Here is a 23,169-nt window from a genome sequence, read left to right on the forward strand (position 1 = left end):
AAATAAGGTCGTAACGATGTCTGAGCAAACTCAAACTTTATGGAACCAATTTATTCGCGCGGTGCAGGAAGAAGTGAAACCTGCACTTGGGTGTACCGAACCTATTTCTCTGGCGCTGGCCTGTGCGATTGCCGCAGAGCAACTGCCTGGCGACGTCACGAAGATTGAGGCGTGGGTATCGCCGAATCTGATGAAGAACGGGCTTGGCGTAACGGTGCCGGGCACCGGCATGGTCGGGTTGCCCATTGCGGCGGCGCTGGGTGCCATTGGTGGCAATGCGCAGGCGGGGCTGGAGGTGCTGAAAGATGTCACCGCCGATGCGCTGGCGCGGGCCAAAGCAATGCTTAACGCCGGTCTGGTGCAGGTGAAATTGCAGGAGCCGTGCGATGAGATCCTCTATTCACGTGCCTGCGTCTACGCCGGTGAGGCCTCGGCCATGGTGACCATTGCGGGCGGACATACCCGCGTGGTGGAGGTGGTTTGTCACGGCGAAACGCGCTTCAGTCTTGACGAGCGGCAGGCCGAGGTAAGTAACGATCCGCTGGCGGTACTGTCGAACACCACGCTCTCGCAGATCCTGGAGTTTGTGGAGCAGGTACCGTCCGAGGCGATCCGCTTTATCCTGGAAGCAGGGCAACTGAACGACGCGCTCTCTCGTGAAGGGCTTAGCGGGAAGTGGGGGCTACACATTGGCGCGACCCTCATTAAGCAGCGCGCACGCGGATGGATGGCGCAGGATCTGGGTTCAGACATCGTTATCCGCACCAGTGCGGCCTCGGATGCCCGCATGGGCGGTGCGACGCTGCCGGCGATGAGCAACTCGGGCTCCGGGAATCAGGGAATTACAGCCACCATGCCGGTTGTCGTGGCCGCTGAACATGTTCAGGCCGATGACGAACGGCTGGCGCGGGCGCTGATGCTCTCGCATCTGTCGGCTATCTACATTCATTACCAGCTTCCACGTTTGTCCGCGCTGTGTGCGGCGACAACGGCCGGTATGGGGGCCGCAGCAGGGATGGCGTGGCTGATGGGCGGAAGCTATCAGACGATTGCAATGGCCATCGGCAGTATGATCGGTGACATCAGCGGGATGATCTGCGACGGGGCGTCTAACAGCTGCGCCATGAAAGTCTCGACCAGCGTCACCAGCGCCTGGAAAGCCGTGATGATGGCGCTGGATGAGTCGGGCGTGACGGGTAACGAAGGAATTGTGGCCCACGACGTGGAACAGTCTATCTCTAACCTGTGCGCGCTGGCGTGCCGCTCAATGCAGGCAACGGACCGGCAGATTATTGAGATTATGGCGAGTAAGGTGTAGCGATTGGCATTCGTCCCTCTTCCCAAAGGGGAGAGGGACCGATCGAGCAACTCTTACACCGGCAAATCAATCAGCAGCGCGCGCAGCGGCGTATCTGCCACCAGGGTGATATTCGCTTCGTCACGAATAAACGCCCCGTCGCCGCAGGTGAGCGCTTCTTTCTCTTCCGCGTGCGTTACCGCATGCACCGTACCGTGAATGGACTGCAAATAGGCGCGCGGGCCGTGCAGCTGGAAGCTTGCCTGTTCACCTTTTTTCAGTTCGATATGGTGCAGCCATACCTGCTGTCGCAGCTGCAAGCTGTCCTTGCTGCCGTCAGGCGAGGCAATCAGCTGCTGTTTATCGCCCTTCAGATCTATTTTCTGCACCAGCGGGTTTTCTCGCTCAGGGCAGGCGTCGAGCCACAGCTGCATGCGCGTCAGCGTTTTGTCTTTGCTGAGGTTATGCTCGCTGTAGCTGATGCCCGGCTGCGTGGAAATTAACAACGCTTCGCCAGCCTTTGCCTGGATATGATTGCCCTCGCTATCGCGGTATTCTGCCTCGCCTTCCAGGATCAGGTTCAGGATATCGACTTTCGGATACGTACGCGGCTGGAAGGAGGCGCCCGGGGCGAGCACTTCCTGGTTCAACACGCGCAGTGAAGCGTAACCGAGGAGTTTAGGGTCAAAGTAGTGTCCAAAGGAAAAGGTGTAGCGGGCCTGCAGCCAACCGAAATCGGCTTGTCCGCACTGTTTCGCTGTTCTTGTCGTAATCATAAACTTGACCTCTCTTTACACTAAAACAATGGTAAAGGTATGGACGCTGCATTGTTAGCCAGATATTCTGCCTGGTATGTTCAAATTTCCTGAATGAGAACGAGATGGCTAAAGAGAGAGCATTGACGCTTGAGGCGCTTCGCGTCATGGACGCGATTGACCGGCGCGGCAGCTTTGCCGCGGCGGCAGATGAACTGGGGCGCGTTCCGTCTGCGCTAAGCTACACCATGCAAAAACTGGAGGAAGAGCTGGACGTCGTGCTCTTCGATCGCTCCGGTCATCGAACAAAATTCACCAACGTGGGGCGGATGCTGCTGGAGCGAGGTCGTGTGCTGCTGGAAGCGGCGGACAAGCTCACCACGGATGCCGAAGCGCTGGCGCGAGGTTGGGAAACCCACCTGACGTTAGTCACCGAAGCGCTGGTGCCGACCGAAGCGCTGTTCCCGCTGGTGGACCGCCTGGCGGCGAAGGCCAATACGCAGCTGTCGATCATCACCGAGGTGCTGGCCGGGGCGTGGGAGCGTCTGGAGACGGGCAGGGCGGATATCGTCATTGCGCCTGACATGCATTTCCGCTCATCGTCAGAAATCAACTCGCGCAAGCTCTACAGCGTCATGAACGTTTACGTCGCCGCGCCGGATCACCCGATTCACCAGGAGCCGGAGCCGCTCTCTGAAGTGACGCGCGTGAAGTACCGCGGCGTGGCGGTGGCGGATACCGCGCGCGAGCGTCCGGTGCTGACGGTTCAGCTGCTGGATAAACAGCCGCGTCTGACGGTCACGTCACTGGAAAACAAGCGGCAGGCGCTGCTGGCCGGTTTGGGCGTGGCGACGATGCCCTACCCGTTTGTCGAAAAAGATATTGCGGAAGGGCGACTGAGGGTGGTGAGCCCGGAGTACACCAGCGAAGTGGACATTATTATGGCGTGGCGCCGCGACAGCATGGGCGAAGCCAAATCGTGGTGCCTGCGCGAAATTCCAAAGCTCTTTGCGCATCACAACAAATAAGCGAGCAGGCCCGGTAAGCGTAAGCGCCACCGGGCAGTAATTTACGCGCCGATCTTAGGATCCGGACCAAAGCGGTTTTCGCCCGGCGTCCCGCTCTGACAGTTGAAAATTAAAATCACGATCCAGCCGACAAGCGGGATCAACAGCAACAGCAGCCACCACGCCGAACGATCGGTGTCGTGGAGACGACGAAACAGCACGGCCCATGAAGGCAGCAAAACCAGCAAGCCATAAATCGTAGTGAGTACGCCTTCACCGCCGGCGCGCTCCCAGCCGAGGATTTTATCTACGATGCCCAGCACCATAATCAGGACGAAGTTCACCAGAACGAACATCCAGTACTCTTTGCGGCGGGCGCGGCCACCAAATCCAACGTAGTTGCGCAGTACTTTTAAATACCAGTCCATTTTCCTTGCCTCTTAATCAGTCAATCACTTGTTTTCTAAGCGATCGAGGTAAGGATAGATGTATGCTGTGAATTAAAAAAGGGAATCAATTGATTCCCTAAATAATTATCCGAAACGCACGTCGCGCCCGTGCGGTTCATCCAGATCCTGCCACGGGCCAATGGAGATGATGCCCGTCGGGTTGATGGTCTTGTGGCTGCGGAAATAGTGGATGCGAATATGGTCGAAGTCGACCGTCTCCGCGATGCCCGGCATCTGGTAGATGTCTCGCAGGAAACCATACAGGTTCAGGTAGTCGCTGATGCGGTGTTTATCGCACTTAAAGTGGGTGACATAGACCGGGTCAAAGCGAACCAGCGTGGTCCACAGGCGAATGTCCGCTTCCGTCAGGCGATTGCCCGTCAGGTAGCGATGCTGGCCCAGGATCTGCTCCAGGCGCTCCAGCGATTCAAACACCTTTCCGACCGCTTCGTCATAGGCTTCCTGGCTGGTGGCGAAACCGGCCTTATAGACACCGTTGTTGACGTTGTCGTAAATCCAGCTGTTCAGCTCGTCAATCTTATCCCGCAGTTCAACCGGGTAGTAATCCCCGGCGCGGGCGCCGTGCGCATCAAACGCGGTATTGAACATGCGGATGATTTCCGCGGACTCATTGCTGACGATCGTCTGGTTTTTCTTGTCCCACAGCACCGGTACGGTCACGCGTCCGGTGTAGTGCGGATCGGCGCGCAGGTAGAGCTGGTAGAGGAAATCGTGGTGATACAGGTCATCACCGGTCGCGGCGGGGAAATCACTGTCGAACGTCCAGCCGTTTTCCAGCATCAATGGGTTGACGACTGAAACCGGAATGAAGGATTCGAGGCCTTTTAGCTTGCGCACGATCAGCGTGCGGTGCGCCCACGGGCAGGCGAGGGAAACATAAAGATGATAACGATCTTTCTCAGCCGCGAAGCCCCCTTCGCCACTCGGGCCGGGTGCGCCGTCGGCGGTCAGCCAGTTACGGAAGGCCGAAACAGAGCGCTTAAAGCGTCCACCGGTGGATTTGGTGTCATACCAGACATCCTGCCAGACGCCGTCTACGAGTTGTCCCATTTTTTACTCCTCCGTCAGATAGCAAAAGCGAGGAGATGTCTCCTCGCTTTGTGTTTATTCAGTATAGCGTGCTTACCATTTCTTATTCAGAACGCGGTCGATGCTGTATGCGCCTGGGCCGGTGATCGCCAGCAGCAGGAAGCCACCCGCGATGGTCAGGTTTTTCATGAACATCAGAGAGTTCACGCCTTCCGCAAAGTTGCTGTGGAAGATGAACGCCGTCAGCAGGGTGAAGCCTGCGGTAAACAGCGCTGTGGTGCGGGTCAGGAAGCCGAACAGAACCGCCAGGCCGCCGCCAAACTCAAGCAGAATGGTCAGCGGCAGCAGGAACCCCGGAACGCCCATGGCTTCCATATACTGCTGGGTACCCGCATATCCCGTGATTTTGCCCCAGCCTGCCACGATAAACAGAATAGGCATCAGAATACGCGCGACCAGTACACCAACATCTTCTAATTTTTTCATTTTACTCTCCAGGAAACCACATAAGCGGCTGAACATTATTTGTCTGCAATTCCGGGTAGATACCGCGGTTCTGCTGTCGATGGAGAGGAGTGTAAACGGGGCGGGTAGCAATTGTTAGCAAGGAAAACTGTCAATCTTCTTCAAAGATATTGAGTAAGGGCAGGTGCGCGCTGGTGCCCTCAGCCCACGGGGAGAAGGGCAAAAACAAAAAACGGTAACCTGAGTTACCGTTTTGCGTTTATCACCGCAGCTGTTGTTGCCGCAACGTTGCCTTGACCAGACGCCAGGCGCTCCAGGCACCAAAACCGCGTCGGGCCCAGCGGATGAGCATATTCGGATGACGAACCGTCCAGATAGCCATCACGCTGCTGCCGACCAGCGCCCACGAACGCAGGCTCAGGAAGGTATTCCAGCCTCGGTCAAACCGTCGCGTCGCGTCGATCCAGTCACGGCGGCTGGCAGACAGATCCAGCCGCTGCTGCTGGATCTGACTTAACAGGTACGCTTTTCGCTTCTGACGTTCCGCTTTATCGCTCACGGCTTGTCATCCTCCAGCAGGGCGCGATCGTTAGCCAGTTCCTGGCGCGTGTGGCGCAGGAAAGTGGACCTGCGCGCTTTACGCATCGTCCATATGCCGCCAATCAGCGCCGCGACCAGCAGAACGACGGTCGTGGCAATCATCGCGTTAAGTCGATACTGCGGGTCAATGGCCCAGATGATTAACACCATCAGGCTCATCAGACCAAACGCGGCGAAGAGCATGGTCAGCCCGAGCATCAGCAGCATCTGGAAGAGGTTCGCTTTCTCCTCTTCCAGTTCGACCACTGCCAGCCGGACGCGCGTTTCGGCAATCCCAACCAGCGTCGTTAAAATACGCTGGCCGATGCCGAGGACGTTATTAGCAGGCCCTTGTGCGTGACGAGGATCTTCCATATCAACGACGCGTCAGCAGGACACCCAGTACCACACCCACTGCGGCACCAATACCAACTCCCGTCCATGGATTGTCGCGCACATATTCATCTGCACGCGCAGCCGCTTCACGGGTCTGTTTCGCCAGTGCATCACCGGTTTCACCCAGGCGGTAGCGGCTCTCTTTCAGCGCCTGCTCCGCTTTACTGCGCAGCTTGCTTACTTCTTCTTTCGACTTATCGGCAGAGGAGTTCAGCACCTCTTCAAGGGTATCGGCCAGGGATTTCAGTTCAGCGCGCAGATGTTCAGACGTCGTATCTTTTGACATGATTCTCTCCTGTTGAGATTTCCGTTAACTCAATAATCGCGAGCTTCCAGCGCTTTCAGGTCGTCCTGCGCCTCTTTCAACTTCTTCTCGCGCTTAGCAATTTTTTCCGCATCCCCTTTCTCTTTCGCTTCCTGCAGGTCTTGACGGCGCTCGGCTATCTCGTCCTTCTGTTCAGCGATTTTCTTTTGGTGATCGGCACGCAGCTTGCTGTCTGAACAGTTCGCTTTCACTTCGCTCAGCGCTTTTTTGAGACCATCAACACGGTGCTGATTGTTATGCTTTTCGGCATAACCGATCTCACGCTGAATATCCTGTTCTTTCTCCTGACAGAGAGAGTTTGCGAAGGTCGTTGTGCTTAAAGAAAAAAGGGCCAGAGCCAGGGTCATGCGGAATTTCATTATCGAAACCTTCCATTGTGCTGCGGGGTTAGCCGCTATCCAAAATGATGCGGAGTACATTTGAGGGGTGCTCCGCGTACTTAAGCATAGTAAGTAAACGGGGGATTCACCAAAGTGAGTGAAAAGATTCGGAATCCAGGAAGTTATCCAAACCGATGCGACGTATCGCGAATCAATGATAACCACGCGGCTGGCGGGTTGTCATCTTCCTGCTGGGCAATGATATAGCCGTGCGGCAGCGTACGGTCAAGAACCGCTTTCGCGGCAGCGCTCTGCGCACGGGAATCAAACTTAATCAGTAAAACATCGTCCTGCGGGGTGATGCTTTTAAAGCGGATGCCGTTTGCATCCAGATGATGCCAGACAGAAAAACCGTCAGGCACACCGCCCCCCTGGTTTACCGGGCGAATGGCCAGCGTAGCGTCCTGATGTGAAAGCGTGTTCCAGGCCAGCAGTACGGCGCTGAGCATCACCAGTGCAATAAAGGCACAGGCAAAGCGGCGCATGGCGAGCGGTGAGATAACCATCGTTAACCTCGCGCTCCGTATTTTTTCTTCCACAGGACAACCAGCGAGCCGATCAGGCCGAAGACCAGCAGAACAACAGGCAGCAGCATCAGGCAGGACATCAGCTGATCTTCATATTTCATGAAGACCGGCGTCTTACCCAGCGCATAGCCCAGCGTCGTCAGGATCAGAACCCATAACAGGCCGCTCATCCAGTTGAAGAACTGGAAGCGTGCGCTGCTCAACCCGGACAGCCCGGCAATGGTGGGCAGCAGGGTGCGCACAAAGGCGATAAAGCGGCCAATCAGCAGCGCGGAAAGCCCATGCTTATGGAACAGGTGGTGTGCCCGCTGGTGATAGTGCGCAGGCAGATGGGAAAGCCAGTTCTGTACTATTCGGGTATTGCCCAGCCATCTTCCCTGGATATAGCTCACCCAGCAGCCAAGGCTGGCCGCGACGGTCAGTAATAAAATGGTTTGCGGGAACGCCATTGCGCCTTTGGCACACAGCACGCCGACAAGCACCAGCAAACTGTCACCCGGCAAGAAGGCTGCAGGCAGCAAACCATTCTCAAGGAACAGAATCATAAACAAGACAAAATAGAGCATGCCAATCATGGAAGGGTTGGCCAGCGTTTCAAAATCCTGCGCCCAAAGGGCATGCAGCAGTTGGGTCAAAAGTTCCATTCAGTGTTCCTGGAAATCGGTTAACGTCTCGCCTGTTATCCGGGACAAACAGCACGGCGACATTGTTGTGATTTCATTATGGTCGCTCGCGGACACATTGCGGTGTGGCCAACACTGTTCCCTGTTAATTGGCTGGTTAGCAAGCACTAACTTTCAAAATAACGAAGTGAATCCAATTGTAACAAAGCCCAACGTTCTGCGTCACAGAATTTGCAGGGTGAGGTGATTTTGGCGTAAGCCCTGAAAGTGAGCGAGGGATTTTACAAAGGCTGACACTATATATGTTTTGCTTACCCATTCAGGCGGGGAGGCGCAGCGAAGCGCCTGCCGGTAGAAAGGTCGCCTATTTTGCGCCGCTCGGGGCCGTATCGAGATGAACGACAGGATTATCGGCAAAAAGATAACGGTCAGCGTTAAATTCGAAGTCGTCACTGGTTTCATTGAAGAGCATCTGCTTGGTGTTTTCCAGGTGCTGCCACATGGCGAGCTTCGCGGCGTGGGGATCTTTACGAATCAGCGCCTTAAGAATTTGATCGTGGTCGTCACACCAGTTGTCCACGGTACGCGAATCAATATGATCGTGCAGTTTTTTCCAGTACGGGTTGTGAACGCGCTGAGTCCACATTTTCTCAACGATTGCCGCCAGCGCTGTATTTTGGGTTGCCAGGGCGACCTGAACGTGAAACTGCAGGTCCCACTCGGAATCACGGAAACATTTTTCCTTGCGAGCGTTCTCCTGGATCTCCATCAGCTTCATGATGTCCTGCTTGGTCACCTGCGTGGCGGCAAATTCGGCAATATTGCTTTCGATCAGCTGGCGAGCCTGGAGCAGCTCAAACGGACCGTAGCTGGCGAATTCTAGACTTTCATCCGCCACCGGAGAGTGTTTAGGCTGATTAGAAATAACGTGAATGCCGGAACCTTTGCGTACCTCAACGTAGCCTTCCACTTCCAGCATGATAATCGCTTCGCGCACCACGGTTCGGCTTACGCTTTTTTCATCCGCGATAAAGCGCTCGGCGGGAAGTTTATCACCGACAAGATAGACCCCTTGCTCGATGCGATCTTTCAGCTCGGCAGCAAGTTGTTGATATAAACGACGTGGTTCGGTGATTTCCATATGCGCTCCAGGCAGGGTACGGCAGATGATTTGTTATACCACTTTCACGGAATACTCTCCAGATTTTGCCATTAAAAAAGCCGCCCGGGGGCGGCTTCGGTGAAACGCATTTTCGCTAACTCTGCGTAGCCGGTCGCCCGAGGGACTCTTTCGCCAGCTCCTCTGCGGATTTGCTTTTCAGCACCGTCCAGATAACCACCGCGCCCATCAGGTCGAAGATTGCCAGCACCGCGAACAGCGGGCTGAAGCCGATGGTATCCGCCAGCGCGCCGACGACCAGCGCGAACATCGTACTCGCGGTCCAGGCGGCCATCCCGGTCAGGCCGTTGGCGGTGGCCACTTCGTTACGGCCGAAGACGTCAGACGAGAGCGTAATCAGCGCGCCGGACAGGGACTGGTGCGCAAACCCACCGATGCACAGCAGGGCGATAGCCACATACGGACTGGTGAACAGGCCGATCATGCCCGGGCCAATCATCAGCAGGGCGCCCATGGTCACCACCATCTTACGGGAAACAATCAGGTTCACCCCAAACCAGCGCTGGAACAGCGGCGGCAGGTAGCCGCCTACAATACAGCCCAGGTCAGCGAACAGCATCGGCATCCAGGCGAACATCGCGATCTCTTTCAGGTTAAAGCCGTAGACTTTAAACATAAACAGTGGGATCCACGCGTTAAAGGTACCCCAGGCCGGTTCAGCCAGGAAGCGCGGCAGGGCGATACCCCAGAACTGACGGGTGCCCAGGATCTGCCAGACGGACATCTTCTTGCCATTGTTGGTCTGATGCTGCGCTTCCTGACCACCAATAATGTATTCGCGTTCTTCCTCGGAGAGTTTTTTCTGATCGCGCGGGTGTTTATAGAAAACCAGCCACGCCATTGCCCAGGCGAAGCTCAGCACGCCAGAGATAATGAATGCCATCTGCCAGCTGTGCATCACGATGGCCCACACCACCAGCGGCGGCGCAATCATTGCGCCGATGGACGAGCCCACGTTGAAGTAGCCCACCGCGATGGAACGCTCTTTTGCCGGGAACCACTCAGAGCTGGCTTTCAGCCCCGCCGGGATCATTGCGGCTTCTGCCGCACCGACCGCGCCACGGGCCAGCGCCAGGCCGCCCCAGCTGCCTGCCAGTGCGGTTGCACCGCAGAATACCGCCCAGGCGATGGCGAAGAAGGCATAGCCGATTTTGGTACCCAGAATATCGAGAACATACCCAGCAACAGGCTGCATGACGGTGTAAGCGGCAGAATAGGCCGCGATGATGTAAGAGTATTGCTGCGTGGAGATATGCAGCTCTTCCATCAACGTCGGCGCCGCGGCTGCCACGGTGTTACGTGTCAGGTAGCCCAGCACGGTGCCCAGCGTCACCAGTGCGATCATATACCAACGTAACCCTTTAATTTTACGCATCTAAAACCTCATCGTTATGTTATTTCCGCGCCAGAGCACGGCAACCTCTCAACCGTTGCCGGGAGCAGTTGTGTAACGGGAGGGGCGTAGCCGGGAGAATGTCCCGGAACGGCCCGAACCTTGCCATAAGTAAGCGTGCATAAGTCGGTATCCGTACCGTTAAATCCGATGTGTCTCACACCGGTAACGCATTCCGTCGGCTTAGTGTTTGCGACGGCGAAACGATAACTTGTCATACAACTTTAAAAGGTGAGTGACATCACAAATGTATGATTCTTTGTAGGGACATTAATCGCTGCGCGCAAAGCCAGAAACGGCGCGGCCTGTAGAAGGGTTTACTCCATTGAGGGTAATTTATTTGTTAGCGTTTATTGATCTCACTCACGAAAAAAGCTTCGGTGGGTGGAAATTGGTGTGATAACTTTGCAGCATATGAACATACGCTTTCTGACGCTCCCGTAATGAGGAAGACGATAATGACGCCGTTTATGACCGACGATTTTCTGTTAGATACCGAATTTGCCCGCCGCCTGTACCACGACTACGCTAAAGACCAGCCGATTTTCGACTACCACTGCCACTTACCGCCGCAGCAGGTTGCCGAAAATTACCGCTTCAAAAACCTGTATGATATCTGGCTGAAGGGTGACCACTATAAATGGCGCGCAATGCGCACCAACGGCGTGGCCGAGCGCCTGTGTACCGGCGACGCGACCGATCGCGAGAAGTTCGACGCCTGGGCGGCGACCGTTCCGCACACTATCGGCAACCCGCTTTACCACTGGACGCACCTCGAACTACGCCGTCCGTTTGGCATCACCGGCAAGCTGCTTTCTCCCGCTACGGCGGATGAAATCTGGGACCAGTGCAACGAACTGCTGGCGCAGGATAACTTCTCCGCGCGCGGCATCATGAAGCAGATGAACGTGAAGATGGTGGGCACCACCGACGATCCGATTGACTCCCTGGAGCATCATGCCGTTGTCGCCAAAGACGCCTCTTTTGACATTAAAGTGCTGCCAAGCTGGCGCCCGGACAAAGCCTTCAATATTGAGCAGGCCACGTTCAACGACTATATGGCGAAGTTGGCGGAAGTGTCCGATACCGACATCCGTCGTTTCGCCGATCTGCAAACCGCGCTGACCAAACGCCTGGACCACTTCGCGGCGCACGGCTGTAAAGTCTCTGACCATGCGCTGGACGTGGTGCTGTTCGCGGAATCCAACGAAGCTGAACTGGACAGCATCCTGGCGCGTCGCCTCTCCGGTGAATCGCTTAGCGAGCACGAAGTGGCGCAGTTCAAAACGGCGGTACTGGTATTCCTCGGTGCGGAATACGCGCGTCGCGGCTGGGTACAGCAGTACCACATCGGCGCGCTGCGCAATAACAACCAGCGCCAGTTCAAACTGCTGGGCGCGGACGTGGGCTTTGACTCCATCAACGACCGCCCGCTGGCGGAAGAGCTGTCAAAACTGCTGAGCAAACAGAACGAGCAAAACCTGCTGCCGAAAACCATTCTCTACTGCCTGAACCCGCGCGATAACGAAGTGCTGGGCACCATGGTGGGCAACTTCCAGGGCGAAGGTATGCCGGGCAAGATGCAGTTCGGATCCGGCTGGTGGTTCAACGATCAGAAAGACGGCATGGAGCGTCAGATGACGCAGCTGGCGCAGCTCGGTCTGTTAAGCCGCTTCGTGGGTATGCTGACCGACAGCCGCAGCTTCCTGTCCTATACCCGTCATGAATATTTCCGCCGCATTCTGTGCCAGATGATTGGCCGCTGGGTGCATGCGGGCGAAGCGCCAGCGGATCTCCAGCTGCTGGGCGACATGGTGAAAAACATCTGCTTTAACAATGCACGTGACTACTTCGCCATTGAACTGAACTAAGGCCGTCTGAGGTTGATATGCAATACATCAAAATCCATTCGCTGGATAACGTGGCCGTCGCGCTGGCAGATTTAACCGAAGGCACGGAAGTAGCCTTCGATAACCAGTCGGTCACGTTGCGCCAGGCCATTGGACGTGGACATAAGTTTGCCCTGATCCCTATTGCAAAAGGGGAGAACGTGGTGAAGTACGGTTTGCCCATCGGCCATGCGCTGGCGGATATTGCGCCGGGTGAATATATTCATTCCCACAATACCCGCACCAATCTCAGCGATCTGGACGAGTACAGCTATCAGCCTGAACTACCGAAGGCAGGCGTGCAGGCGGGGGATCGTGAGGTGCAAATCTACCGTCGCGCAAACGGTGATGTAGGGATCCGCAACGAGCTGTGGATCCTGCCGACCGTCGGCTGCGTGAACGGCATTGCGCGTCAGATCCAGACCCGCTTTCTGAAGGAGACCCACGATGCCGAGGGCATCGACGGGGTACATCTGTTCAGCCACACCTACGGCTGCTCCCAGCTGGGTGACGACCACATTAACACCCGCACCATGCTGCAAAACATGGTGCGCCACCCGAATGCGGGCGCGGTGCTGGTGATCGGCCTCGGCTGCGAGAACAACCAGGTCGACGCCTTCCGCGACACGCTGGGAGAATTCGATCCTGCGCGCGTGCACTTCATGGTGTGCCAGCATCAGGACGACGAAGTGGAAGCGGGCGTTGAGCAGCTGCATCAATTGTATGAGGTGATGCGCCACGACAGGCGCGAGCCGGGGAGGCTGAGCGAACTGAAGTTTGGCCTGGAGTGCGGCGGGTCTGACGGTCTTTCCGGCATTACCGCTAACCCAATGCTGGGCCGCTTCTCGGATTACGTGATTGCCAACGGCGGCACCACGGTGCTGACCGAAGTGCCGGAAATGTTTGGCGCGGAGCGCATTCTGATGAGCCACTGCCGCGACGAAGAGACGTTTGAGAAGACCGTCACCATGGTGAACGACTTCAAACAGTACTTCATTGCCCACAATCAGCCGATTTACGAGAACCCGTCGCCGGGGAACAAGGCGGGCGGAATCACCACGCTGGAGGAGAAATCCCTCGGCTGCACCCAGAAAGCGGGGGCCAGCCAGGTGGTGGACGTTCTGCGCTACGGTGAACGCCTGAAAACCCACGGCCTGAACCTGCTGAGCGCACCGGGCAACGATGCGGTCGCCACCAGCGCGCTGGCGGGGGCGGGTTGTCACATGGTGTTGTTCAGCACCGGTCGCGGTACGCCGTACGGCGGTTTTGTGCCGACGGTGAAAATCGCCACCAACAGCGAGCTGGCGACGAAGAAAAAGCACTGGATCGACTTCGACGCAGGCCAGCTGATCCACGGCAAAGCGATGCCGCAGCTGCTGACGGAGTTCGTGGACACTATCGTGGAGTTTGCTAACGGCAGGCAGACCTGTAACGAGAAGAACGACTTCCGCGAGCTGGCGATCTTTAAGAGTGGTGTGACGCTTTAAGTGTTTTGTCGGGTGGCGCTAGCGCTTACCCGACCTACTGAACCCTGCAGGCCCGGTAAGGCGTAGCCGCCACCGGGCTTTTTCTTTTTAACCTCGCAGGGCGTTCTTCGCTAAACGCGCGTCTTCCGCCTGGCACACGGCGGCGGTAAACATCACGTCGGTGGAGGAGTTGATCGCGGTTTCGCAGGAGTCCTGCAATACGCCGATGATAAAGCCCACCGCAACCACCTGCATGGCGATCTCGTTCGGGATGCCGAACATATTACACGCCAGCGGGATCAGCAGCAGCGAACCGCCCGCCACGCCGGATGCGCCGCAGGCACACAGCGAGGCCACCACGCTCAGCAGCAGCGCGGTGGGCAGATCCACCGGAATACCCAGCGTATTCACCGCGGCCAGCGTCAGCACCGTGATGGTGATGGCCGCTCCCGCCATGTTGACGGTCGCGCCCAGCGGAATGGATACGGAGTAAGTATCTCGGTCCAGATTCAGCTTCTCACACAGGGACATGTTGACCGGAATGTTTGCCGCCGAGCTGCGGGTGAAGAAAGCGGTCACGCCGCTTTCGCGCAGGCACATCAGCACCAGCGGGTAAGGATTACGTCGGGTCTGCAGGAACACCAGCAGCGGATTAATCACCAGTGCCACGACGGCCATACAGCCAATCAGCACCAGCAGCAGCTGCGCATAGCCCCACAGCGCGCCGAAACCAGTGGTTGCCAGCGTGGATGCTACCAGACCGAAAATACCAATCGGCGCAAAGCGGATGACCACCGTCACGATAAACGTGACGGCGTGAGAAAGATCGTTAACCAGGTTTTTGGTCGTGTCGTTGCTGTGGCGCAGAGCGAAGCCGAGGCCGACGGCCCATACCAGGATCCCGATGTAGTTCGCGTTAATCAGGGCATGGATCGGATTGGCGACAATACTCATCAGCAGGCCGTGCATCACCTCAACAATACCCGCGGGCGGCGTGATGTCGGTGGCGCCGGTGGTCAACTGCAGCGTGGACGGGAAGATAAAGCTAACGACAACCGCCGTCAGCGCGGCTGAGAACGTACCCAGCAGATACATCCACAGAATCGGGCGAATATTGGTTTTCTGCCCCTGCTGGTGGTTGGCGATTGAGGCCATCACCAGCGTTAAAACCAGAACCGGCGCGACCGCTTTCAGCGCGCCGACGAACAGCGTGCCGAGCAGGCCAGTGGCTTCGGCGGCAGGTTTTGAGATCAGTGCCAGCGCGACGCCGAGCACCAGTCCAATCAGTATTTGCTTAACAAGGCTGCCGCGCGACAGGCGCGCAAGCAGGCCCGATGAGGATATCGTCATGAGTGTTCCTTAAGTGAAATTGCGTTCCATCCCGGCTGTGCTCTTAGTCACATTTATGTCCGGATGTAAGTAAATGTTTGCCTGGTCGAGTATAGGGAAAGTGTCTGCGGAGGGAAGCGTAAAATGCTGGATTTTACGTATCACATCATATTTTTTAACTATTGAGTCACAAAAGTGTGTTAACCCTCTCCCCTTTGAGGAGAGGGTTAGGGTGAGGGGATTACTCCGCCTGCTGCTTTTTATCGTGCTGGCGGTTAACCCAGGTATTGATAACCAGCGTCACCAGCAGAATGCCGAACACCACGCCAAGCGAAATGGCGATCGGGATGTGGTAGAAATCCACGATCAGCATCTTGATACCGATAAACACCAGGATCACCGACAGACCGTACTTCAGCATCGAGAAGCGCTCTGCCGCGCCTGCCAGCAGGAAGTACATCGCACGCAGGCCGAGGATCGCAAACAGGTTAGAGGTCAGCACGATGAACGGATCAGTCGTCACCGCGAAGATTGCCGGGATGCTGTCTACCGCGAAAATCACGTCGCTCAGCTCGACCAGAATCAGCACCAGCAGCAGCGGGGTAGCAAACAGCAGGCCGTTCTTACGCACGAAGAAGTGCTCGCTCTCGATCTTGTCCGTCATGCGCAGATGGCCGCGGATCCACTTCACCAGCGGCTTATCACCGATACCGGTATCGTCTTCTTTCGCCAGCGCCATCTTGACCCCGGTGAACAGCAGGAACGCGCCGAACACGTACAGCAGCCATTCGAACTGGGTAATTAGCCAGCTGCCGGCGAAGATCATGATGGTACGCAGGACAATGGCACCCAGCACGCCGTAGACCAGCACGCGGCGCTGCAAGGCTGCAGGCACAGCAAAGTAGCTGAACAGCATCAGCCAGACGAAGACGTTATCAACCGCCAGGGCTTTTTCAATCAGATAACCGGTGAGGAAGGCGAGCGCCTGAGGATCGGCCACCGCACGGCCTTCAGTCGAGGCCAGGTACCACCAGAAGGCGGCGCAAAAGAGGAGCGAGAGGGTAACCCAGACCAGCGACCAGACGGCGGCCTGCTTAACGCTCATGCCGTGCTCGCCGCGACGACCCTGCAAAAAGAGGTCGATCGCCAGCATGATGAGCACGACAACCGCGAATCCGCCCCACAGCATTGGAGTGCCGACAGAATGCATACTATTTTCCTTACACATAAAAAACAAAAACGGCCATGGTCAGAAGACGATAGCCGTTAGCTTTTTATGCATAGACCTCGCCTTCCGGCAAGGTCTCACTTACAACCACGAAGGTTGCCCGGCGACCGGATGCATATTTTACGCATCGTAATGACGATCCACCGGCGAAGAAGTTACTCCCCTTTGCAGGTAACAAAATATGTCAGACCATCGGTTTCGTCAATGGCCTGCGCCGTTTCATTACACAGCTTTACGCGATCGCTTCCGCGCCGACGCCGTCTGCCGGGAACACCACGCCGGTCTGGCGGCGGATCTCGGTTTGCAGCTTCGCCGTGGTGCGGCTTACCGCAAGGCCTGGGTGATTCACTTCGTTGTCTTCCACCAGACGGGCGAAGACCTCTGCCTCATAGAGCATAGTGTTAATATGCTGAGGCTGCGTCAGTTCCTGCGCTTTGCCGCCGCGCGGCACGAAGCTCACCTTCTGGCATTCGGAGATCTTCTCGATGACCAGCGACCCGGCTTCGCCCTGAATTTCGCTCGGCAACACGGAATCGCTCACCTTGGAGTGCTGCAGCGTGACGCTGAAATCACCGTAATCCAGCACCACCAAACCGTGTGCATCCACGCCGCTATCCAGCAGGCTGGCGGTGGCCGTAACGCCGTGCGGCTCGCCCCACAGCGCTACGGCAGAGGCCAGGCAGTAAAAACCGATATCCATAATCGAGCCGTTTGAGAAGGCCGGGTTAAAGGTATTCGGATTCTCGCCGTCCAGATAGCGCTGATAGCGCGACGAATACTGGCAGTAGTTGATAAAGGCTTTGCGCACTTTGCCAATTTTCGGCAGGGACTGCTGCAGCAGAAGGAAATTCGGCAGGCTGGCGGTTTTGAACGCTTCGAACAGCACCACCTGGTTTTCGCGGGCAAGCGCAATGGCCGCTTCCACTTCCTCAATATTCGAGGCCAGCGGCTTCTCGCAAATCACGTGCTTTTTGTGGCTGAGAAACAGCGCCGTTTGCGGGAAGTGCAGGGAGTTCGGGCTGGCGATATAAACCGCGTCAATGGCGTCGCTTTGCGCCATTTCATCCAGGGAGGTGAAGAGATGCTCGACGAGGTAGTCGTTAGCAAAGCTCTGCGCCTGCTCAAGGCTGCGGGAATAGACTGCGGTGAGTTTAAGTTTGCCGGTTTCGTGGGCGGCGTCGACGAACTGGCGCGTGATCCAGTTCGTTCCAATGACTGCGAAACGTATCATAAACGTTTACGTACTCCGTAGCGGGGAACCTTTAGCCACTGTAGCACGGGATTATTGCAAAACCAGTGCGCTATTCCGCATTACCATTTAACGATAAATGCGTAAGCCACAGGCGGGTATCAAACTCCAGCTGGTGATACTGCGGCTCCATGTGGCAGCACAGGGAATAGAACGCTTTGTCGTGCTCTATCTCTTTCAGGTGCGCCAGCTCATGCACCACGATCATCCGCAGAAAGGCTTCCGGCGCGTTACGAAACACCGTCGCCACGCGGATCTCCGCCTTAGCCTTCAGCTTGCCGCCCTGCACGCGGGAGATGGCGGTGTGCAGACCGAGCGCGTTTTTCAGCACGTGGATCTTGTTGTCGTACATCACCTTGTTGATCGGCGGCGCGCTCTTCAGATACCGGCTTTTCAGATCCTGCGTATACTGCCAGAGGGCCTTATCAGTCGCGAAATCGTGCGTGCCGGGATAGCGTTTTTCCAGCACCGCGCCGAGCTTCTGCTCGGCAATCAGGCTGCGAACCTGAGTCAGTAAATGCTCCGGATAGCCCTGGAGATAAGTAAGTTGGTTCATCAAAAGCCCAAATTAATGCGAAAACGGGTATACTCACGCACCCTTTTCAGGGATACGCCAAATTTTACCATTCAGGAGGGCCGATGAGCCACTTAGACAACGGTTTCCGTTCACTCAACCTTAAACGTTTCCCGGAAACGGACGACGTAAACCCGCTTCAGGCGTGGGAAGCGGCAGATGAATATCTGCTGCAGCAGTTGGATGAGACTGAAATCCGCGGCCCGGTTCTGATCCTGAATGACGCGTTTGGTGCCCTGGGCTGCGCCCTGGCAGAGCACACGCCGTACAGCATTGGCGATTCCTATTTAAGCGAGCTGGCGACGCGTGAAAACCTGCGCCATAACGACATCGACGAGTCCAGCGTGAAGTTCCTCGACAGCACCGCGGACTACCCGCAGGCGCCGGGCGTGGTGCTGATCAAAGTGCCAAAAACCATGGCGCTGCTGGAGCAGCAGCTTCGCGCGCTGCGCAAGGTCGTCACGCCGGATACGCGCATTATCGCGGGTGCCAAAGCGCGCGATATTCACACCTCGACGCTGGAGCTGTTCGAGAAAGTGCTCGGCCCAACCACCACGACGCTGGCCTGGAAAAAAGCGCGCCTGATCAACTGCACTTTCAGCGCGCCGGAGCTGGCCGACGCGCCTGAGACGCTGAGCTGGAAACTGGAAGGCACCGACTGGACCATCCATAACCATGCGAACGTCTTCTCCCGCACCGGGCTGGATATTGGCGCACGTTTCTTTATCGAACATCTGCCGGAAAATCTGGAAGGTGAAATTGTCGACCTGGGCTGCGGCAACGGCGTGATTGGCCTGACGCTGCTGGCGAAGAATCCGGACGCCAGCGTGGTGTTCAGCGACGAGTCGCCAATGGCGGTGGCCTCCAGCCGTCTGAACGTGGAAACCAACATGCCGGACGCGCTGGACCGCTGCGAGTTTATGATCAACAACGCGCTCTCCGGCGTAGAGCCGTTCCGCTTCAACGCAGTGTTCTGCAACCCGCCGTTCCACCAGAAGCACGCCCTGACGGATAACGTCGCGTGGGAGATGTTCCACCACGCGCGCCGCTGCCTGAAAATCAACGGCGAGCTGTATATCGTGGCGAACCGCCACCTGGACTACTTCCACAAGCTGAAGAAGATTTTCGGCAACTGCGTCACCATTGCGACCAATAACAAGTTTGTGGTGCTGAAAGCGGTGAAGCTGGGTCGCCGTCGCTAAATAACCAGTGCAAGCTGGGTGCCCTGCGCAATCGCCCGCCGCGCATCCAGCTCCATCGCCACGTCGCACCCGCCGATCAAATGCACCGTTTTACCCGCTTCGCGCAGCGGATCGGCCAGATCGCGCTTTGGCTCCTGTCCGGCGCACAAAATCACATGATCCACGCGCAGCAGCTGCGGTTCACCACCGATCAGCACATGCAGCCCGTCGTCGTCGATCTTCTGGTAGCTCACCCCCGGGATCATCTTCACCCCGCGCGAGAGCAGGGTGGCGCGGTGGATCCAGCCCGTGGTTTTGCCCAGCCCTTCACCCGGCTTGCTGGCCTTACGCTGGAGCATCACGATCTGGCGCGGGCTTTTCGGCAGCTGCGGCCCTTCCGGCCGTAATCCGCCGGACTGGCTCAGGCTGGTATCAATGCCCCATTCTACGCAAAACTCGGCGATGTTCTGGCTGGTGGCCTCGCCCGGCTGGCTTAAATACATCGCGGTATCAAAGCCGATCCCGCCGCAGCCGATAATCGCGACCTTCTCGCCAACGGGCGCTTTGTCACGCAATACGTCCAGATAGCTCAACACCTTCGGATGATCGATACCCTCGATTGCAGGCGTGCGCGGTGCGATCCCGCTCGCGAGGATCACCTCGTCGAAACCGATCAGATCCGCCGCGCTGACAAGCTGGTTAAGCCGCAGATCAACACCCGTCAGATCGATCATCCGGCGGTAGTAGCGCAGCGTTTCATAGAACTCCTCTTTGCCGGGGATCTGTTTGGCGATATTAAACTGCCCGCCAATTTCACCGGCGGCATCAAACAGCGTCACGCTGTGCCCGCGCGAGGCGGCATTCACCGCAAACGCCAGCCCAGCGGGGCCAGCGCCCACCACGGCCAGGCGTTTTTTATTGACTGTCGCAACCACCGGCATTTTGGTTTCATGGCAGGCGCGGGGGTTCACCAGGCATGAGGTGACTTTGCCGGCGAATATTTGATCCAGACAGGCCTGGTTACAGCCGATGCAGGTGTTGATCTCATCCGCACGGCCGCTTTGCGCTTTGGAGAGCAGTTCGGAGTCCGCGAGGAACGGACGCGCCATCGATACCATATCGGCGTCGCCGCGTGAGATCACATCGTCCGCCACCTGCGGGTCGTTAATGCGGTTAGTGGTGACCAGCGGAACGGAGACTTTGCCCTTCAGCTTGCGCGTTACCCAGCTGAACGCCGCGCGCGGCACCGGCGTGGCGATGGTCGGGATGCGCGCTTCGTGCCAGCCAATCCCGGTGTTGATGATGGTGGCACCTGCGGCTTCAATCGCCTGCGCCAGCTGCACGGTTTCGTCGAACGTGCCGCCGCCCTCCACCAGGTCGAGCATCGACAGGCGGAAGATAATTATAAAGTCCGCGCCCGCACGTTCGCGCACCGCGCGCACCACCTCCACGGCAAAGCGCATCCGGCGGGCATAGTCACCGCCCCATTCGTCGTCGCGCTGGTTGGTGCGTGCGGCGAGGAATTCGTTAATCAGATAGCCTTCAGAGCCCATCACCTCCACGCCGTCGTAGCCCGCCTCACGCGCCAGCGCGGCGCAGCGGGCAAAATCGTCGATCAGCGCCAGGATCTCGTCGTGGCTGAGGGCGTGAGGGGTAAAGCGGTTAATCGGCGCCTGAATAGCCGATGGCGCAACCAGCTTTGGCTGATAGCTGTAGCGCCCGGTGTGCAGAATTTGCAGGGCGATTTTGCCGCCTTCGTTATGCACCGCGTCCGTGACAATGCGGTGATGCGGCAGCTGTGTCGCATCATTCAGAACTGCGCCGCCCTCCATCGTCACGCCTGAAGGGGCAGGGGCTACGCCGCCGGTGACAATCAGCGCCACCCCGTGGCGGGCGCGTTCGGCATAGAAGGCCGCCAGGCGCTCGGCTCCGTCCGGACGCTCTTCCAGCCCGGTGTGCATCGAGCCCATCAGCACGCGGTTTTTGAGGGTGGTAAACCCCAGATCGAGGGGGGCGAATAGCGACGGGTAGCGGCTCATAGTCTCTTCCAGTGTAAAATTATTGTTATGTGGTCGGATGAGTTACTAATTTAGCCAGCGGCAGCAGAAAGGTAAAAGCGGGATCGAATGATTGTGATAGATCTCAAAGAACTTCCCCGGTGGCGCTACGCTTACCGGGGCTACAAAACCCCAGGACGGATAAGCGAAGCGCCATCCGGCGTTATTTACGGCGTCGCTGCCCGCGCTAACCCCGGCGCCTGCCACATCGACGTGGTCAGCCCGCTGTCCACCAGCCCGAGCTGATCCGCGTACACCGCCTGCCATTTCTGCATCATGCCGTCATACAGCTCGCGGTGCGCCGGGTTCGGCGTAAACTCCCGGCTCCACTTCACCAGCCGCTCGCCCGTCGAGGCCATATCCGCAAACAGCCCCGCGCCAGCACCTGCCGCAATCGCGCAGCCGAGCGCCGTCGCCTCTTTCACTTCCGGCACGCGCACCGGTAGGCCGGTGACGTCGCTTAAAATCTGGCTCCACAGGGCGCCCTTTGCGCCGCCGCCCGCAAACACCAGGCTATCAAACGTCACGCCGGAGAAGCGCGAAATCTGCGTCAGGTTACAGGCCGAGACGATTGCCGCGTTCTCCTCCAGGGCGCGGAACAGCGTCGCTTTGTTGCACTTTTCCGGGTCGATGGAGAGGTTAATAAACGACGGTGCGGCGTGGTACCACTGCTTAAAATGCATCGCGTCGGAGAATATCGGCATTACCCCGTGGGAGCCCGCCGGTACGCGGCTTGCCATCTCTTCCAGCAGGGAATAGGTGTCCATTCCCATTCGTTCGGCAATCAGCTTTTCCTCCGCGCAGAAGGCGTCGCGGAACCAGCGCATGGTCAGCCCGGTAAAGAAGCTGATCGACTCCGCCTGCGCCATGCCGGGGATGACGTGCGGATTCACGCGGATGTTCATGTCGGGGTCGGTGCGTACCTGTGGCAGATTGACCACCTGCTGCCAGAAGGTGCCGCCCAGCACCGCCGTTTGTCCGGCGCGAACCACGCCCAGCCCCAGACAGCCCAGCTGCACGTCGCCGCCGCCCATCACTACCGGCGTGCCTTCGCGCAGGCCGCTCTGCTGCGCGGCTTCATGGGTAATGGCACCCAGCACGGTGCCGGTCTCTTTTACCGGAGAGAGAATATCTGCGCGCAGCCCGGCCATGTCGAGCAGCGCCGGACGCCAGTCGCGGGAGAAGAGATCCAGCATGCCCGTCGTGCCCGCGTTCGACGGGTCGACCGCCAGCTCGCCGGAAAGCTTCGCCGCCAGCCAGTCGCTGATCATGGTGATTGTCGCGGCCTTGCGGTAGATGTCCGGGCGATGGTGCGCCAGCCACAGCAGGCGGGGCATGGCGCTCAGCGCCAGCGTTTGCCCTGAGACGTCATACACTTCGGATTCAAAACGGTTGTCATGGATCTCTTTGAGTTCAGCCACCTCGCGGCTGGCGCGGGCGTCGACGTTGGCACAGGCCCAGATGGCCTCGCCGCTGCGGTCGTACAGCACGATCCCTTCGCGCATCGAACAGCAGGCGACGGACTGAATATCCGCCGCGCTCAGGCGCGCGCGCTCCAGCGCCTGCTGAATGCACCGGCAGGCCAGCCGCCAGTTGGTGTCGAGATCGAACTCCATCGACCCCGGCACGTTCTCCACGCTCAGGTGCTTCCATTCGGCCTGGCCGACGGCAATCTGGTTGCCCTGTAAATCGAAAATCACGGCGCGAACGCTGCCTGTCCCTGCATCTAACGCTAAAAGGTAACTCATGAGCTTGCCTCGCTATTAGCGC

General features: G+C 57.7%; 23 protein-coding genes. 5 read left to right on the plus strand and 18 right to left on the minus strand.

The window, feature by feature from the left end; translation table 11 throughout:
* The first annotated feature begins 16 nt into the window (after window positions 1-16).
* On the plus strand, window positions 17-1,318 hold the full coding sequence (locus APT89_RS08640; protein WP_060572059.1) for an L-cysteine desulfidase family protein: 1,302 nt from the start codon (window positions 17-19) through the stop codon (window positions 1,316-1,318).
* 53 nt (window positions 1,319-1,371) lie between these two features.
* Here APT89_RS08640 and APT89_RS08645 read toward each other — a convergent pair whose 3' ends face one another.
* Window positions 1,372-2,073 (minus strand): pirin family protein, encoded by a 702-nt coding sequence (locus APT89_RS08645; RefSeq protein WP_048956675.1) that lies wholly within the window; start codon window positions 2,071-2,073, stop codon window positions 1,372-1,374.
* A 104-nt stretch (window positions 2,074-2,177) separates the two neighbouring features.
* On the opposite strand from APT89_RS08645, the gene yhaJ reads away from it, so the two are divergent.
* On the plus strand, window positions 2,178-3,080 hold the full coding sequence (gene yhaJ, locus APT89_RS08650; RefSeq protein ID WP_041907956.1) for a DNA-binding transcriptional regulator YhaJ: 903 nt from the start codon (window positions 2,178-2,180) through the stop codon (window positions 3,078-3,080).
* A gap of 41 nt (window positions 3,081-3,121) precedes the next feature.
* Here yhaJ and APT89_RS08655 read toward each other — a convergent pair whose 3' ends face one another.
* The 11 genes from APT89_RS08655 to APT89_RS08705 all read right to left on the minus strand — a co-directional run bounded on the left by APT89_RS08655 (window position 3,122) and on the right by APT89_RS08705 (window position 10,408).
* Entirely contained in the window at window positions 3,122-3,487 is a 366-nt protein-coding gene (locus APT89_RS08655) for a DUF805 domain-containing protein (RefSeq protein WP_028014511.1), read from the minus strand.
* A 105-nt stretch (window positions 3,488-3,592) separates the two neighbouring features.
* On the minus strand, window positions 3,593-4,579 hold the full coding sequence (locus tag APT89_RS08660) for a glutathione S-transferase family protein (protein ID WP_060572060.1): 987 nt from the start codon (window positions 4,577-4,579) through the stop codon (window positions 3,593-3,595).
* A gap of 72 nt (window positions 4,580-4,651) precedes the next feature.
* Window positions 4,652-5,044 carry a DoxX family protein gene (locus APT89_RS08665; RefSeq protein WP_014833394.1) on the minus strand — a complete coding sequence of 131 codons (393 nt, stop codon included), beginning with the start codon at window positions 5,042-5,044 and terminating at the stop codon, window positions 4,652-4,654.
* A gap of 241 nt (window positions 5,045-5,285) precedes the next feature.
* On the minus strand, window positions 5,286-5,582 hold the full coding sequence (locus APT89_RS08670) for a YqjK-like family protein (RefSeq protein ID WP_014885330.1): 297 nt from the start codon (window positions 5,580-5,582) through the stop codon (window positions 5,286-5,288).
* Window positions 5,579-5,977 (minus strand): phage holin family protein, encoded by a 399-nt coding sequence (locus APT89_RS08675; protein ID WP_041907961.1) that lies wholly within the window; start codon window positions 5,975-5,977, stop codon window positions 5,579-5,581. The genes APT89_RS08670 and APT89_RS08675 overlap by 4 nt, the downstream gene beginning before the upstream one ends.
* A 1-nt stretch (window position 5,978) precedes the next feature.
* Window positions 5,979-6,284, minus strand: coding sequence for a DUF883 family protein (locus APT89_RS08680; RefSeq protein WP_008503141.1), 306 nt, complete (start codon window positions 6,282-6,284; stop codon window positions 5,979-5,981).
* A 29-nt stretch (window positions 6,285-6,313) separates the two neighbouring features.
* Window positions 6,314-6,682: a DUF1090 domain-containing protein gene (locus tag APT89_RS08685; protein ID WP_028014508.1), complete on the minus strand. Its 369-nt coding sequence runs from the start codon at window positions 6,680-6,682 to the stop codon at window positions 6,314-6,316.
* Between the two features lie 143 nt (window positions 6,683-6,825).
* The gene (gene mzrA, locus APT89_RS08690) at window positions 6,826-7,209 is read right to left on the minus strand and encodes an EnvZ/OmpR regulon moderator MzrA (protein ID WP_028014507.1); all 384 of its coding nucleotides are present in this window, start codon (window positions 7,207-7,209) and stop codon (window positions 6,826-6,828) included.
* Window positions 7,210-7,211: 2 nt separating this feature from the next.
* Window positions 7,212-7,874, minus strand: a complete 663-nt coding sequence (yqjA, locus tag APT89_RS08695; RefSeq protein WP_008503144.1) for a DedA family general envelope maintenance protein YqjA — start codon at window positions 7,872-7,874, stop codon at window positions 7,212-7,214.
* Window positions 7,875-8,217: 343 nt separating this feature from the next.
* Window positions 8,218-8,994 (minus strand): transcriptional regulator ExuR, encoded by a 777-nt coding sequence (exuR, locus tag APT89_RS08700; RefSeq protein WP_028014506.1) that lies wholly within the window; start codon window positions 8,992-8,994, stop codon window positions 8,218-8,220.
* A 115-nt stretch (window positions 8,995-9,109) separates the two neighbouring features.
* Window positions 9,110-10,408, minus strand: coding sequence for an MFS transporter (locus APT89_RS08705; protein ID WP_028014505.1), 1,299 nt, complete (start codon window positions 10,406-10,408; stop codon window positions 9,110-9,112).
* Window positions 10,409-10,884: 476 nt separating this feature from the next.
* Here APT89_RS08705 and uxaC point away from each other — a divergent pair, with 476 nt between their 5' ends.
* On the plus strand, window positions 10,885-12,297 hold the full coding sequence (gene uxaC / locus APT89_RS08710; RefSeq protein WP_041907965.1) for a glucuronate isomerase: 1,413 nt from the start codon (window positions 10,885-10,887) through the stop codon (window positions 12,295-12,297).
* 17 nt (window positions 12,298-12,314) lie between these two features.
* The gene (locus APT89_RS08715; RefSeq protein WP_060572061.1) at window positions 12,315-13,802 is read left to right on the plus strand and encodes a UxaA family hydrolase; all 1,488 of its coding nucleotides are present in this window, start codon (window positions 12,315-12,317) and stop codon (window positions 13,800-13,802) included.
* Between the two features lie 87 nt (window positions 13,803-13,889).
* Here the strand turns inward: APT89_RS08715 and sstT are convergent, their stop codons facing one another.
* From sstT to APT89_RS08735, 4 genes are all read right to left on the minus strand, one after another.
* Entirely contained in the window at window positions 13,890-15,131 is a 1,242-nt protein-coding gene (gene sstT, locus APT89_RS08720) for a serine/threonine transporter SstT (protein WP_060572062.1), read from the minus strand.
* 220 nt (window positions 15,132-15,351) lie between these two features.
* Complete coding sequence (locus APT89_RS08725) at window positions 15,352-16,320, minus strand: TerC family protein (protein ID WP_047367080.1); 969 nt, start codon at window positions 16,318-16,320, stop codon at window positions 15,352-15,354.
* Window positions 16,321-16,570: 250 nt separating this feature from the next.
* The gene (locus APT89_RS08730) at window positions 16,571-17,569 is read right to left on the minus strand and encodes a Gfo/Idh/MocA family protein (protein ID WP_045631609.1); all 999 of its coding nucleotides are present in this window, start codon (window positions 17,567-17,569) and stop codon (window positions 16,571-16,573) included.
* A gap of 70 nt (window positions 17,570-17,639) precedes the next feature.
* Window positions 17,640-18,143 (minus strand): YgjP-like metallopeptidase domain-containing protein, encoded by a 504-nt coding sequence (locus APT89_RS08735; protein WP_060572063.1) that lies wholly within the window; start codon window positions 18,141-18,143, stop codon window positions 17,640-17,642.
* An 83-nt stretch (window positions 18,144-18,226) separates the two neighbouring features.
* Here APT89_RS08735 and rlmG point away from each other — a divergent pair, with 83 nt between their 5' ends.
* Entirely contained in the window at window positions 18,227-19,363 is a 1,137-nt protein-coding gene (gene rlmG / locus APT89_RS08740) for a 23S rRNA (guanine(1835)-N(2))-methyltransferase RlmG (protein ID WP_060572064.1), read from the plus strand.
* Here the strand turns inward: rlmG and APT89_RS08745 are convergent.
* The gene (locus APT89_RS08745; protein ID WP_060572065.1) at window positions 19,360-21,381 is read right to left on the minus strand and encodes an NADPH-dependent 2,4-dienoyl-CoA reductase; all 2,022 of its coding nucleotides are present in this window, start codon (window positions 21,379-21,381) and stop codon (window positions 19,360-19,362) included. The two genes, rlmG and APT89_RS08745, sit on opposite strands and share 4 nt — an antisense overlap.
* Before the next feature lie 185 nt (window positions 21,382-21,566).
* Window positions 21,567-23,147, minus strand: a complete 1,581-nt coding sequence (gene lsrK, locus APT89_RS08750; protein WP_060572066.1) for an autoinducer-2 kinase — start codon at window positions 23,145-23,147, stop codon at window positions 21,567-21,569.
* Window positions 23,148-23,169 lie beyond the last annotated feature (22 nt).

The sequence above is a fragment of the Enterobacter sp. 50588862 genome, assembly GCF_001462935.1.
Taxonomy (GTDB): Bacteria; Pseudomonadota; Gammaproteobacteria; order Enterobacterales; family Enterobacteriaceae; genus Enterobacter; species Enterobacter bugandensis.